General features: G+C 60.4%; 11 protein-coding genes. 7 read left to right on the top strand and 4 right to left on the bottom strand.

The features are described 5' to 3' along the window. Positions 1-209 precede the first annotated feature (209 nt). Entirely contained in the window at positions 210-857 is a 648-nt protein-coding gene (locus LDN75_RS11990; RefSeq protein WP_223932526.1) for a TetR/AcrR family transcriptional regulator, read from the top strand. A gap of 825 nt (positions 858-1682) precedes the next feature. On the opposite strand, the gene LDN75_RS11985 is transcribed toward LDN75_RS11990, so the two are convergent. Together LDN75_RS11985 and LDN75_RS11980 are read right to left on the bottom strand one after the other, a co-directional pair. Beyond that, complete coding sequence (locus LDN75_RS11985) at positions 1683-2912, bottom strand: amidohydrolase (protein WP_223932525.1); 1230 nt, start codon at positions 2910-2912, stop codon at positions 1683-1685. Between the two features lie 25 nt (positions 2913-2937). Next, positions 2938-4392, bottom strand: coding sequence for an MFS transporter (locus tag LDN75_RS11980; RefSeq protein ID WP_223932524.1), 1455 nt, complete (start codon positions 4390-4392; stop codon positions 2938-2940). Between the two features lie 114 nt (positions 4393-4506). Here LDN75_RS11980 and LDN75_RS11975 point away from each other — a divergent pair, with 114 nt between their 5' ends. The 3 genes from LDN75_RS11975 to LDN75_RS11965 all read left to right on the top strand — a co-directional run bounded on the left by LDN75_RS11975 (position 4507) and on the right by LDN75_RS11965 (position 7939). Continuing rightward, complete coding sequence (locus LDN75_RS11975) at positions 4507-5499, top strand: Lrp/AsnC family transcriptional regulator (protein WP_223932523.1); 993 nt, start codon at positions 4507-4509, stop codon at positions 5497-5499. 45 nt (positions 5500-5544) lie between these two features. Then, complete coding sequence (locus LDN75_RS11970) at positions 5545-6438, top strand: LysR family transcriptional regulator (RefSeq protein ID WP_223932522.1); 894 nt, start codon at positions 5545-5547, stop codon at positions 6436-6438. A gap of 130 nt (positions 6439-6568) precedes the next feature. After that, positions 6569-7939 carry an L-serine ammonia-lyase gene (locus LDN75_RS11965; RefSeq protein WP_223932521.1) on the top strand — a complete coding sequence of 457 codons (1371 nt, stop codon included), beginning with the start codon at positions 6569-6571 and terminating at the stop codon, positions 7937-7939. A gap of 625 nt (positions 7940-8564) precedes the next feature. Here the strand turns inward: LDN75_RS11965 and LDN75_RS11960 are convergent. After that, positions 8565-8828 carry a hypothetical protein gene (locus LDN75_RS11960; protein ID WP_223932520.1) on the bottom strand — a complete coding sequence of 88 codons (264 nt, stop codon included), beginning with the start codon at positions 8826-8828 and terminating at the stop codon, positions 8565-8567. Positions 8829-9221: 393 nt separating this feature from the next. On the opposite strand from LDN75_RS11960, the gene LDN75_RS11955 reads away from it, so the two are divergent. From LDN75_RS11955 to LDN75_RS11945, 3 genes are all read left to right on the top strand, one after another. Further along, entirely contained in the window at positions 9222-10478 is a 1257-nt protein-coding gene (locus tag LDN75_RS11955) for an extracellular solute-binding protein (RefSeq protein ID WP_223932519.1), read from the top strand. Positions 10479-10623: 145 nt separating this feature from the next. Continuing rightward, positions 10624-11466, top strand: a complete 843-nt coding sequence (locus LDN75_RS11950; protein ID WP_223932518.1) for a sugar ABC transporter permease — start codon at positions 10624-10626, stop codon at positions 11464-11466. Further along, the gene (locus LDN75_RS11945; protein WP_223932517.1) at positions 11463-12323 is read left to right on the top strand and encodes a carbohydrate ABC transporter permease; all 861 of its coding nucleotides are present in this window, start codon (positions 11463-11465) and stop codon (positions 12321-12323) included. The genes LDN75_RS11950 and LDN75_RS11945 overlap by 4 nt, the downstream gene beginning before the upstream one ends. Positions 12324-12492: 169 nt before the next feature. Here LDN75_RS11945 and LDN75_RS11940 read toward each other — a convergent pair whose 3' ends face one another. After that, entirely contained in the window at positions 12493-12945 is a 453-nt protein-coding gene (locus LDN75_RS11940; RefSeq protein WP_223932516.1) for a VOC family protein, read from the bottom strand. Positions 12946-12988 lie beyond the last annotated feature (43 nt).

Raw genomic sequence — 12988 nt, 5'->3', positions numbered from 1 at the left:
CCCCGGTTCGAATCGTCGCCTGACATGATTCGTTCCTTCCCGCTATTGACTCATGACGGCGGAGCCAGCAGGTGCTGCTTTGCGCCTCTTTCAGGATAGCTAACTAATGGTCGTTAGCCAAGAGTCTTCATCAAATTTGCTTCATGTTTGGATGCCGAGGGTGCGTCCGTCAGTCAGGCTGCCGGCATCACAACTGCTAGGGTCAAATCATGAGCAGCACGTCCTACAAAGCCGCCCGCGACGCCTTCGCCCACCGCTTGGAAGAGTGGGACTGGGCGGGTCAGGGAGCTTCTCGGCGACACATACTCGAGGCTTTCTTGCAACTCGCCATCGCCAACGGGTTCAACTCCGTATCCATGCGGACCATCGCCAACGCCGTCAACATCAAACCGCCGAGCCTCTACTCGCATTTTCCAGGCGGCAGGGACGAAATCGTGGCGGAATCACTACGCTGGCACTTTCACCGGTTTGGCGTGGCACTTCTAGAGGCCGTTGACCAAGCGGAATCGGCAGGGGCGTTCTGGGACGCCATGGTCAGGCTGCACTTCACTCGACAGGTGACGCTTCCGGAAAGCAACCTGTGGGACCTATTGGTGGCCACCGACAGGATGGCAACAATCCTTCCGGCGGACTTGCGCGCCCAGGTGGATGATTGGGTTTCGCTCCACGAAAACATGTACGTAGCCGCCGCCGTTGATATGGGATTTAAGCAACCTGAAGAACGCGTAAGAGTGGTGATGACCCTTCTGGAAGGTGCCACACGGTGGGCATCTACAGACCCTGACGACGAAGAACTCACGGCTCTTACCGACCGCGCCATCGCGCTATCCAGAACTATTTTGGAGATGGATTTCTAGAAGCGGGACCCAAAAAGGGATGCCTCCGGGGCTTTAGGCATAGCCCTGGTGGCAATTGGGAGAGACCCAGGTTCATCCAAATATCGGTCCGACTCCGCGAAGATAATTTCCAACCCATGCCGCTAACCGGACTTAAGAAGGCTCCCCTTTGAGTTCCTATTAAAAAACTTTGAGTTCCTATTAAAAAAGGGGGCAGCGCGTCCTCGCAGCCCCGCCCCCGACATAGGTACCGTCAGCGGCGAACCGAGCGCTCCGGAAGCAACCGGTTCAACCGCTGGGTCCTGGGCGGATCCGCCACATACTCTTTCGAGGGTTCGCCAAGTTTGACCCTCCAAGAAGCAGCCGAAGCCCTGAGCGTCTGGCCCACCACACTGTCCCGTCTGGAACGAGGACTGTCCCACCCTGCGACGTCCACCACCGCTACGAAACCTGGCTCAACTCCCAATCCACCGCGCACGCGCAGACGCCCTATCCACCGGTGAACCGGGTGCTTCCAACCTGACCGTGGACACCGAGGCTCCGGGGTCAAGGGCGGCCCCAGGCCGTCGCGCAGCGATCGCGGCAGCGACCCTTGAAGCCGGAGTGGAGGCCACGGTAGCCTAACGGCGCCTGGTCCAGCGACCATTGACAAGAATAGGAGCATCATTGTCCCCACTGCTCATTTACCTCCGCCTACCCCTGACCTAGTAGCAGGGACACAGCAACTTCGTATGTTTTGCGTCAAACGAAGCCGCCCCCTCTGTCGCGCTGCGCACGGCCCGACCGCGACGAGGTGGCGCCCCTTAGCGTTTCGACTAAGAGACGCCACCGGTCAACCTCCGGAAATCAGGCTTCCAGCGTCACCGTCGTGGCACCGGTCACGCGCCCAGCCTGGAGTTCCAGCAGTTCGGCCCGGAGTGAGGTGTCCAGAGCCGCATCCAGAACCGTTAGTGCCAGGACGGTGGCGCCGTCGAGGATGGCTTCGTCCGCCTCCGGTGAGATGGCGGCGGCGGTGAAGTCCGGGTGGTGCGGCACCGCGGTGCTGTTGCGGACCACCACCATGCCGTGCACGGACGGGACTACCTGGGAAACGTTGCCCATGTCGGAGGAACCACCCCCGAAGATGGGCGTCGTGTCCACGGGCCTTCCGACGGCTTCCATGTTGGCGTCCCATGCCTTGCCCAGCCCGGCGTGGGTGTCGATGGGAGCGTAAGGGTGTTCGGTCTGCCGGTGCGTCCATGTGCAGCCGGTGGCGATGGCTGCACCTTCGAAGCACGCGAGGACGCGCCGCTTGAGGTCCCGCCACACATCAACGTCTCCGGCGCGGACTTCCACCTGAACGGTGGAGTCGCCGGCGATGACGTTGGTGGCACCGCCGCCGTGCGAGATGAAGGCGTTGGTGTTTGCGTTCTCCGGCAGGTGCTGCCGCAGGACGGCCATGTTCATCAGCGCCAGACTCGCCGCCGCGCCAGCGTTGATGGCCTTGTCCGGGGCGCCTGCTGCGTGGGCTTCGCTGCCTTTGAATTGCACTTCGAAGCGCTCGACGGCGGCCATGCCGATGGCCGCCGCGCTCCGCTCAGTGCCCGTCATGCCATGCACCATGAGGGAGAACGCTGCGTCCTCCCACGCTCCGGCCTGAAGCAGCGAGACTTTTCCGCCGCCGTGTTCCTCCGCGGGAGTGCCGAGGAGTTTGATCCGCAGTCCGGCGGCGTCGGCCACGGGCTTAAGGGCCAGCGCAGCGCCGACGCCGGCTGCGGCGATCATGTTGTGCCCGCACGCATGGCCGACTTCGGGGAGGGCATCGTATTCGGCACAGATGACCACGGTCAGTTCGCCGGTCCCGTAGACGGCCTCGATCGCCGTCGGAACATCATAGGCGCGTTCGGTCACCTCGAAGCCGCCGTCGCGGAGGACAGCGGCCACGGCCGCTGCTGAGTCGTGTTCCTCCCAGGAGATCTCTGCCAGTGCATGGACCTTGTGGCTAAGTTCAAGGATGGAAGGCCCGACGGCGGCAGCGGACTCGCGTACGGTGTCGCGCAAGGTGTCTTGGGAGGTGGTGTCGATGGAAACGGTCATTGTTGATCCTTCGTGTCGAGGTGAATTAGTTGGCAGGTTCGAGGACGTCGTCGACATTCGATGACGATGTGGTTGATTCGACCGGTGTGGTCTGGGCTTGGCGGATGAAGAGCACGGCCACTGCGAAGAGGACGCAGACTCCGGCGCAGATCCACCAGACGGCGTGGAAGGACAGCTCGGTGGCCGCCCGCGTTCCGGCGGCGGTTGGAGTGGTGAGCGCTGCCATCAGAAGCGCGAAAAGTGCTCCGGCGACTCCTCCGGCGGCGGTGCGGGCTGTGTTGTATAGCCCCGAGGCGATACCTACTGAATCGGTTGCTGCGCGCTGGACCACCAAAGTGGGGAGCGTGCCGCTGACCAACCCGGAGCCGAGCCCGGCCATGACGAGCCATACCGCGAAGGTCACCAGGGTACCTGGTGCAAGGATCATCAGGACGTACGCGATGGCGCTGAGCCCTCCTCCAAGAGCGACACTCCGTGGGCCGCCGATCAGCCGGGATGCCCGGTCGCTGAATGAGGCACCCAGGAAGGCTGCAAGCGCCATGATGCTGAGCATTGTTCCCGCGGCAGAGGCTGCAGCGCCGAAGCCGAATCCCAGCGTGGCCGGATCGGAGCGCAGGTAGACGGAGATGGGTGCTTGCGCGCCGAACAGTTGCGCGCCGTAAAGGAAGGCGACGACAATCGGGAGACCAATGCCGCCACGAAGGAGCATGGTGAGGTCCACCAGGGGGTGTTCCGTCCTGCGGGCTGAAACCACCCAGCCGGCCAGGAGGGCAATGCCGACCGACATCGCGAGGGCCGTGGTCAGCGGCGGCCATGTTGAGAGATTTGAAGCGCCTCCCAGGAGAGCAGCCAAGCCACCGCCAAGCAGTGCAGCACCGAGATAATCCACCCGGCCTTTGCTCCGCAGCGGGCTTTCCTTGACGAAGAACGCGATGCCGGGGACGCACAGGGCCATGAAGATCGCTGGCATCAACAGAGTGATGGACAGGCTCTCAGTCGCGTCGAGGACAAATCCGGCCAGGAAACCGCCGATCGTTGCGCCGAGGGTCAACGCCGCCACGAGCCTGCCGATGCTTCGCCCGGAGCGTTCAGAATCGCGTTGATGGACGATGGCGAATTCCAAGGGGAGGAAAACGGCCAGCGGGGCTTGGATAGCACGTCCCAGAAGGAACAGTTCGTAGTTTGGGGCGAAGGCAACCAAGACGGAAGCCGCGGCAACGATAGCCGTGGAGATCATGAGTATCCGCTTGTGGCCGTGGATGTCACCCAGCTTGGACAGCAAAGGGACCACCAACACTGTCGCCAACAAGTAGGCGGCGCTGATCCAATTCAGCGATGCTGCCGAGACTCCATGGTGTTCACCAATGGAAGAGAACAGAGGATTCAGCCAGCCCTGAAGTATGCCACTGCCAAGCTCCATGACCACCAGGAAACCGACGGCTCCTGCCGCCGTGGTGGATTTCTGCGCCGTTGTACGCATGTGCGCTCCGATGTGATGAGAAGTGAACGGGATCACAACATCATGGAAGTGCCGTGTTTCCAATTGATGAAATTGCAGCTTTCCGTGGATAATCTGTTGTCTATGCCGGAAAACATGCTTGATCCCCTCGAAGAGCGTCTCATCCATGCTCTTCAGATCGAAGGTCGGGCGCCGTGGAGTGAACTGGCCCCCATGATCGGAGTCGACGCCGTAACCCTCGCCAGGCGCTGGGACTCCCTGAGGGAACGCGGGCTCGCATGGGTCACCGGTATCTTCCCCGACGGAGCATCGGCACTGGTGGACATCACGTGCAAACCCCAGCAAACGGGCGAAGTGGCCCGCCAACTGGCACAGATCCCGGAAGTGATGACCCTCGACCACACCTCCGGCGGACGGGATCTATTGGCCACGGTCCTCGCCGACACCCCGCTCTCCATCTGGGACACAGTCACCAACCGCATCGGCGGCTTGGAAGGCGTCAGGAACACCCAGACGCATCTCGTTACCGAAGTAGTCATGGAGGCCTCCGATTGGAGGCTCCGCGCCCTCACAACGCAGGAGGCAGCCAGGGTCCCCCGCCCTCGCCCACCACGGGCAAGGGCGCCGCGGACCGTGCACCCTGACGTCGAAGCAGCGCTCCGCCATTGCCTGGCCGAAGATGGCCGGCGCCCCGTCAGCCGGATTGCCGCAGAACATGGACTAAGCGAACAGCGCGTCGCGGATGGGCTGGCCCGCATGCGCGCCGATGGCATGCTGCGGATACGCACGGACGTCGCACGCACGGTCACGGGTTGGCCTGTCTACGCCTGGTACTTCATGCGGACCGCCGCCAAGCACGTTCAGCAGATGAAAGGACTCATGGCTAAGATTCCTGAAGCCCGAACGGCTCTGGCCGTCGCGAGCCAGTACAACTTGGTGGTGGCCGTCTGGCTGAAGGAAATGTCCGATGTCATGCGCTTCGAGGCTGCCATGGAAGCTGCTGTGCCGAGCGCCCGCATCGTTGACCGCAGCGTAGTGTTCAGGATGAGCAAGCACCTCGGCCGGCTCATCGATGAACAAGGGGCCGCGACGCTGGGATTCGTCCACCCGTCCTCGGAAAGTAGCTGAGGCCTCAGTTCTGAGGTTAAGTGGTCCTAAACCCTGGGAGGTCCCGTGCTCGAAATCCGACGCCTGCAAATACTCAAGACCCTTGAGGTTGAGGGAACCATGACGGCCGTTGCCGCCAAGCTCCATATGACAACGTCGGCGGTCAGCCAGCAGTTGGCCGTGCTGGAACGGGAGGCCGGGATGGCGCTCCTGATCCGCGCCGGCCGGAAAGTGCGGCTGACGGAAGCTGGAGTCATGCTGGTGAAGCATTTTGGCCGGATAGCTGCGGAAGTTGAGGCAGCCGAGGCGAACTTGAAGAAGCTTCAGACAGATGTCCGCGGACACCTCGCCATCAGCGCTTTCCCCAGCTTTTGCAGCACGGTGCTGCCCGCCGCCGTCATGTCCCTTCAGGCCAGCTACCCGCGACTCGACGTCACCGTGTCCGACCTTGAGCCGTTCGAGAGTGTGGCCCAGTTGAGAGAAGGGCACATCGATGTCGCAGTGGTGGACGACCTGCACGACATCCAGGATGAGGGGCTCGTCAAGACTGTGCTGGCCCGCGATGAAATTATCCTCTGCCTACCACAGGACCGGGAGGCCCCGGATGCAGCGACGCTGGCCGACTACGCCGATGAACGCTGGATCCTTGACCAGGAAGGCAGCGTTTTTGAGCGATTCGTTCTACGAACCTGCCGTGACGCTGGATTCGAGCCGAACGTCATAGCCCACTGTCGGAACCTGATGGCCACCTTGGGGTTGGTCCGTGGTGGCCTCGGAGTCGCCCTGATGAGTGAACTGAACCTCGGCCGGGAAACGGAAGACCTGGTGGTGCGTCGAGTAGATCCAAGCTGCGGCCGCAACATCATTGTCTTGCACCGGGCGGCCAGCCGGGAATCGCCGGCAGTAGCCGCCGTCGTCGACGAACTGCGGAAAGCGACCGACGCCCGCCCGAAAGCGTGACGCGCGTTGGCGATCAGGCGAACTGTTAAGTTCTGCTTGACGTTCCGTTCAAAAGTTTCCGATAGACGCTGGCCGCATTCCCACCCAAGCTGGTAGAAGATCCCTATCAACCCTGCTTCGGAGGTATTCCATGGCTTTGAGTGCCCTTGACCTTTTTTCGATCGGAATCGGCCCCTCGTCGTCCCACACTGTGGGGCCAATGCGCGCGGCCCGCTCGTTCGTCGAAGACCTTGAAAGGGAAGGAAAGTTCGACGCCGTTGATCGCCTTAATGCCGGACTGTTCGGTTCCTTGGGGGCTACCGGACGCGGGCACGGTTCAGACAAGGCGGTCATTCTGGGATTCATGGGCGAATCGCCGGAAACCGTAGACACACTGACGGCAGACAGCGTTGTTGACGAAGCCACAGAGGCCAGGAAGATACTGCTTGCAGGGCGCCGAATGATCACGTTCAACAGAACCCAGGACGTGGTGCTCCACCTGCGCAAGTCACTGCCGGCGCATCCCAACGGAATGCGGTTCCAAGCCTTCGACAATCAGGGAAGAGTGCTGAGCGAACGCGTCTACTACTCCGTGGGTGGCGGATTCGTCGTTGGCGAGGACGGAGTTGGAAAGTCGTTCCCCGAGGCGGTACAACTCCCCTACCCGTTCTCCAACGCCGAGGAATTACTGGCCCACTGCAAGCGTGAAGGCCTGGCCATCAGCGACATCATGCTCGCCAACGAGGGCGTCTGGCGCAGCGAACACCAGACCCGCGCAAAACTGCTGCACATTTGGCAAACCATGAAAGAGTGCGTGTCACGCGGCTGTAGCCGAACGGAAGAACACCTGCCCGGGAACCTGATGGTCCGCCGTCGTGCTCCGCGGCTGCTGGCGGACCTGCAAGCGAAAGACGACACCAGCGATCCTTTGCGTGCGGTGGACTGGGTGAACCTCTTTGCGCTGGCGGTGAACGAAGAGAACGCCACGGGCGGGCGCGTCGTCACCGCCCCTACCAACGGCGCTGCCGGAATCATTCCAGCGGTATTGCACTACTACATGATGTTCACACCCGGAGCCACCGAAGAATCAGTGATCCGTTTCCTCCTCACCGCAGCTGCCATAGGTGTCCTGTTCAAGCAGAACGCCTCAATCTCCGGCGCCGAAGTGGGTTGCCAAGGGGAGGTCGGTTCTGCGTGTTCCATGGCCGCGGGCGCGCTGTGCGAAATTCTGGGCGGCACACCCCAGCAGGTGGAGAACGCCGCCGAAATCGGGATTGAACACAACCTTGGCCTCACCTGCGACCCCGTTGGTGGCCTGGTCCAGATACCCTGCATCGAACGCAACGCCATGGCCAGCAACAAAGCCATCAACGCTGCACGGATCAGCCTGCGCGGAGACGGCGTCCACCACGTCTCGCTTGACACCGCCATCAAGACGATGCGCGAGACAGGAGCAGACATGAAAAGCAAGTACAAAGAAACGTCCCGCGGCGGCCTCGCTGTCAACGTGATCGCTTGCTGATGCCCGCTGTCGCCTCCCCTCATGGGCGAGCTGGAGGACTTGTCGATGGAGGGGGCTTATTGGAGATACTTGAAAGCGCTCCGGGGGCGGGCACTAAGTAGACAAGCTTTGTCGGGCTGCGCGCCGAAGGTAGGACACCGTTTGGATAACACTGTACGGAACGTTGCTTTCTGTCCGCACGCAAGAAAAACATCAGATGGCGGCGCTCCTCCTGCCAAGACCTTTCCATCCGATCGAATTCTTCGGCGGAGATGTCCTGGCTATCGAGGAGACTCAGCGTGCGCTTCATGGACCCGATGCATTCTTGCCACCCTGGTGCCTGGTCTAATTCCACCCTGTTTTACGTCTGGATCGAGCAGGTAGATCAGCAGTCCTCCTGCTTTTGGGCCTGAAGCGGGCTCCACCGGTTCCGACAATGCACCGGACCCGAGCTCCATCATGTCGGCGAACACCTTCCCGACGTCAGCCCCAGCAAAGGCAAGATGCGCAGTTCCTGGCTGTGCCTGTGATGGATCGACGGCAGGCGGAGGATCCTCGACCTGGGCAAGTTCCAGCCGGAAAATGCCGTCACCCGTGGTGACCATCAGGGCTCTGACCTTCACATCGGGACGGCCGTAAAGTTTGCCTACGTAGGGTCCCGACGTCCATGCATCCAATCGGCGTAGCCCGAGCCCATCGGCGTAGAACTGACGTCACGGAACTTCTGGTCGGAGAGTCCCTGCAAGGCGTCCGATTCGACGCTGATGCTGGCGGTGTTGATCAGGAAAATGACGTCCCGTGCCTGGGTAACGGCAGCCGAGATCGAGGGGTCGGTGACGTCAAGAATGAGGGGGACCACACGTTTCAACTGCAACAGAATCCAACGTTCCAGTTCGGGGGTAACGTTCACGATGCAAGCGACTAGAACGGAACACGTGAATCCCGTAGCGCCCAGACCAGCACGCCAAGCCACGGGCTGCTCACTCTGGGCTGCTCAACCTGTGTTAGTGGGCGGCGAAAGGTTCCAGCTTTCAAAGGTCAACATCTAGGGCTGAGTCAGGGATTTAGCCCGTTCGTGATCTATATCAAATCTTTCCTTGACAGAGCCATCCTGCGGCCCTAAATTTAGTGCAACCGATCTCAGCAACCGATCTCAGTCCAACTTCCAATAATGCAACCGATCTCAAAGGAGAGACTCGATGAACCAATCGGCTTCTCCCCACCGTCGAAACCCCGCATTTAGCACGCGTCGCTTGAGCACGGCATGCTCCCACATCAGCACACTCATTCACAGGAGAAATTCATGATCAAAAAGCGATGGGGCTTAGCGCTCGTAACAGCCGTTGTGGCCGGCCTTGCACTCAGTGGCTGTTCACCCTCAGCTTCGGAACCCAAAGGTCCCGTGACGCTGAACTACTGGGACTTCCTCGATCCCAGCCAGGCTAATCCGCGTTCAAAGGCACTGAAGGAAAACATTGCCAAGTTTGAGGCGGCCAACCCCGACATCAAGATCAACCTCTCCGTCGTTTCGTTGGGCGACATGTTGAACAGACTGCCGCAAGCCGCGGCAGCAGGTCAGGCCCCTGATGTCTTCAAGATGTTCACTCCCGTCGTTCCCCAGATGGCATCTGCCGGCGTCTACTCCCCGCTGCCTGACGCCGCTTCGAAGGTAACTGATTGGCTGCGTCCCACCGACACTCTTGCGGGGCCCGACGGCAAGCCGGTTGCCGTGCCGTACGAATACCGAACCTGTGCCCTGTACTACAACCAAAAGATCCTTAACCAGATCGGCGCGACCGTCCCGACCACATACAACGAGGTTGTTGAAGTTGCCAAGAAGGCTGCTGCCGCTGGCTTTACCGGGTTCGGGACGGGCTTCTCGGACACAGACAACTCGGCCATCATCAGTACCTTCTTTAACTGCTTCATGTCCCAGGTGGATCAGGAAATCTGGAACAAGGATGGTCAAGCTGATTTCGCGACGGCCAAAGGCAACGAGTTTGGTGACTTCCTGGCCAAGCTCAGGGACGCAAAGGCTCTTGGTAGCAACGTCGTTTCTGACACGTACGGCACGGTAGCTGACGGCATGGCGAGCGGCACTGTCGCAATGGCGGTCTTGGGCACAGAACGAGCGGTTTCCTTCGGCTCGCAGAACAAGGACCTCAAATGGACGGCCCTGCCTAAGGCGAGTACCGGCGACACGACAGGTACCACCATTGGGTGGACCTTGGGCATCGGCAACGGCAGTAAAAACACCGAGGCTGCCTGGAAGTTTATTGAGTACATGACCGGGCCGGAAGCCGGTGCACTGATGGCAACCGGCGGTGAGGTACCCACCCGTGCCGCCACCTACCAGCAACCGTTCTTCTCCACTCCAGAGGCGAAGACCGTCAACGACATCGCGGCCTACGTCAAGACCAACAGTGAACCACGCACGTATTCCAACACATGGACCGCGCTTGCCACTGGCCTCTCCCAAGCCGGGCAGAAGCTGACTCTCAACGGCTCATCAGGCAACGACTTTATTCGTTCCGCCCAGGACGCGGCCAACAAGAAGTAGCCGCCCGAAATAGGGGGAGCCTGGGAAATCAGGCTCCCCCTGAAAGGGACAGATAATGTCAACCAAAAGCCCCACCCGCAGCCCACGCAAGACCGCAACGTCTCCCTTAGGCACCCAGACCTTTCGCCGAGTCCGTAGGGATCGAATGGTATGGCTCTACGTCCTCCCGGTCAGCGCCGTCTTCCTCTTTGTATTTGTGGGGCCGCTCATCTACACAGCGTGGACGGCCCTACACGAGACGTCGTATTACCAGATTGGCAAATTCTCGGGTCTGAATTCCTTTGCCCGATTGTTCTCAGACTCCGACCTGCCGAGCCGCATATGGACAACCTTGGTGTTCTCGCTCGGGGCCTTGGTTATCGCTTTGCCGGCGGGGCTGCTATCTGCAATCGTGCTCAACAACCTTCACCGCTTCAAGCGTTCGGTCCGGAGCCTCTTCCTCCTTCCCTGGCTGATGTCTCAGGCCACTGCAGGAACAATCTGGCTCTGGTTCCTCAACCCCAACTATGGTCCGGCTTCAGCGATCACCAAGTCCCTCGGGTTCGGTCCCACTGACGTGTTCTCATCTCCGACCAGTGCGCTGGTTGCAGTAACTCTGATGACAGCCTGGTGGTCCTACCCGCAAGCCATGCTCCTCTTCTTGGGCGCCCTTCAAACGATTCCTGAGGAGCTCCGGGAAAGCCTCAAAATGGACGGCGGCGGCATCTGGCATCAGTTTGTGAATATCACACTGCCCTACTTGCGCAACACCATCGTCTCCGTTGTGGTCGTCCTTCTCATGCTTTATGTGCAGATGGTCACCATCATCCTGGTCACCACAAGAGGAGGCCCCATCGGGTCTACAGAAACCTTGTCCATGCGGGTCTACAACCAGATGTTCGACAAGTTTGACCTCTCGGGAGCCTCAGCAACGGCAATCCTGCTTTTTGCCGTCAATATCGCCCTGACCCTCGTCGCCATTCGCTTCCGACGGAAGGAAAGCTTGTGAGCATCACAACCCCGCGCCGCCAACGACGCTTGGGCAGTTTCATCCGGGCAGTCCCTGCCTGGGCGTACATCATCCTCTCCGCAGCGGTGGTACTCCCCCCGGTCGCATGGATTGTGTCCACGTCACTCAAGACCGGTTCAGGCACACTGGAATTCCCGCCAAGATGGATACCGGCCCCATTCTCATCCGAGGGCTATGTCGGCCTTCTGACCTCGACCAACATCCGATTCTTCGCAAACTCCCTCATCTATGCCGGCGGCTCGATCGTTCTTGCTCTGACCATTTGCATCCCCGCAGCGTATGTGGCGACGAGGTATAGGAGCCGCCGCATGGAAACTCTGATGACTGGGATTCTGGTCCTGTCCATGGTCCCGGCCATCGTAGTCTTTATCGCGCTGTACTCGATGTTCGTCAAAACCGCATTGATCAACACTTACCCCATGATGATCATCGTCTACACGGCAATCATCTGTGGACAAACCATCCTGTTCTTACGTAATTTCATCGAGAATATTCCTGTGGAGATCGAGGAAGCGGCCGCTATCGATGGATGCTCCCGCATGCAAATCTTGTGGCGCATCATCCTCCCACTCATCCGTCCTGGTATCGCTGCCGTCGCCATCTTCATCTTCGTGTTCGTTTGGAACGACTTCCTTGTCGGCACTGTCCTCGCCACCACAGAAGACATGAAGACCGTGCAGAACGGCATAGTGCGATACATAACCACCGGCTTCGGTAGCTTCTGGGGACTCTTCGCCGCATTCATCGTCGTTGCCTTCATCCCTGTTCTCTCAATCTTCCTGGCATTCCAGCGCTGGTTTGTGGCCGGCATGACCTCCGGTGGTGTCAAGGGGTAAGTCGACGCACCAATCAGCCGCACTCTCCCGCAACACACAAAAGGCAGGCCCTGTGACCGTCACCGACGGCTCACGGGGCCTGCTTTTGCGCAACATTGAGCGGAGCTCTTGCACCCCTAAAGCAGTCGGGGGTGGCGGGGCCGGGCGCGTCATTCAGCCAGCGAGCGCCTTACGTGTCCTGGCTTGGGCGCCAGTCTGGCGGCTGAATCAGCTCCACCCGATTTCCGTCAGGATCGAGGAGGTAAACCAACCACCCGCCGGCAATGGGGCCCGAGGTCGGGGCAACGGGTTCGGATACCGCGCTGTAACCAAGCGCTGTCATCCTGGTGTAAACCTGCCGCACGTCAATATCTGTAAAGGCAAGATGAGCCGTGCCCGGTTGCGCCTCTGATGGATCGACTGCTGGCAGTAGCGGCTCAGCATGTGCTAGTTCCAGCCGAAAGGATCCGTCGCGGGTAGCGAGAAGCATGGCTCTGACGGTCACGTCGGGACGGCCGTAAAGTTCTCCGATATATGGTCCCGACGTCCAGGCATCCAAACGCGCCAGTCCGAGGCCATCCACATAGAATCGCTCGCTCCGCTCCATATCCGTGACGTGCAGGGCAGTGTGGTGATGTCGCATTAAATGTCTCCTTCGTAGGTCAGGGACCCGTCTCTGATTGCTC

The sequence above is a fragment of the Arthrobacter sp. StoSoilB5 genome (genome assembly GCF_019977235.1).
Lineage (GTDB): Bacteria > Actinomycetota > Actinomycetes > Actinomycetales > Micrococcaceae > Arthrobacter.
This window is presented reverse-complemented; position numbering and strand designations above follow the sequence as displayed.

Coding starts and splice junctions, on each gene's coding strand:
- LDN75_RS11950 (WP_223932518.1), top strand. CDS start 10,624: ATGGTATGGCTCTACGTCCTCCCGGTCAGCGCCGTCTTCCTCTTTGTA.
- LDN75_RS11955 (WP_223932519.1), top strand. CDS start 9,222: ATGATCAAAAAGCGATGGGGCTTAGCGCTCGTAACAGCCGTTGTGGCC.
- LDN75_RS11990 (WP_223932526.1), top strand. CDS start 210: ATGAGCAGCACGTCCTACAAAGCCGCCCGCGACGCCTTCGCCCACCGC.
- LDN75_RS11980 (WP_223932524.1), bottom strand. CDS start 4,392: ATGCGTACAACGGCGCAGAAATCCACCACGGCGGCAGGAGCCGTCGGT.
- LDN75_RS11975 (WP_223932523.1), top strand. CDS start 4,507: ATGCTTGATCCCCTCGAAGAGCGTCTCATCCATGCTCTTCAGATCGAA.
- LDN75_RS11985 (WP_223932525.1), bottom strand. CDS start 2,912: ATGACCGTTTCCATCGACACCACCTCCCAAGACACCTTGCGCGACACC.
- LDN75_RS11940 (WP_223932516.1), bottom strand. CDS start 12,945: ATGCGACATCACCACACTGCCCTGCACGTCACGGATATGGAGCGGAGC.
- LDN75_RS11965 (WP_223932521.1), top strand. CDS start 6,569: ATGGCTTTGAGTGCCCTTGACCTTTTTTCGATCGGAATCGGCCCCTCG.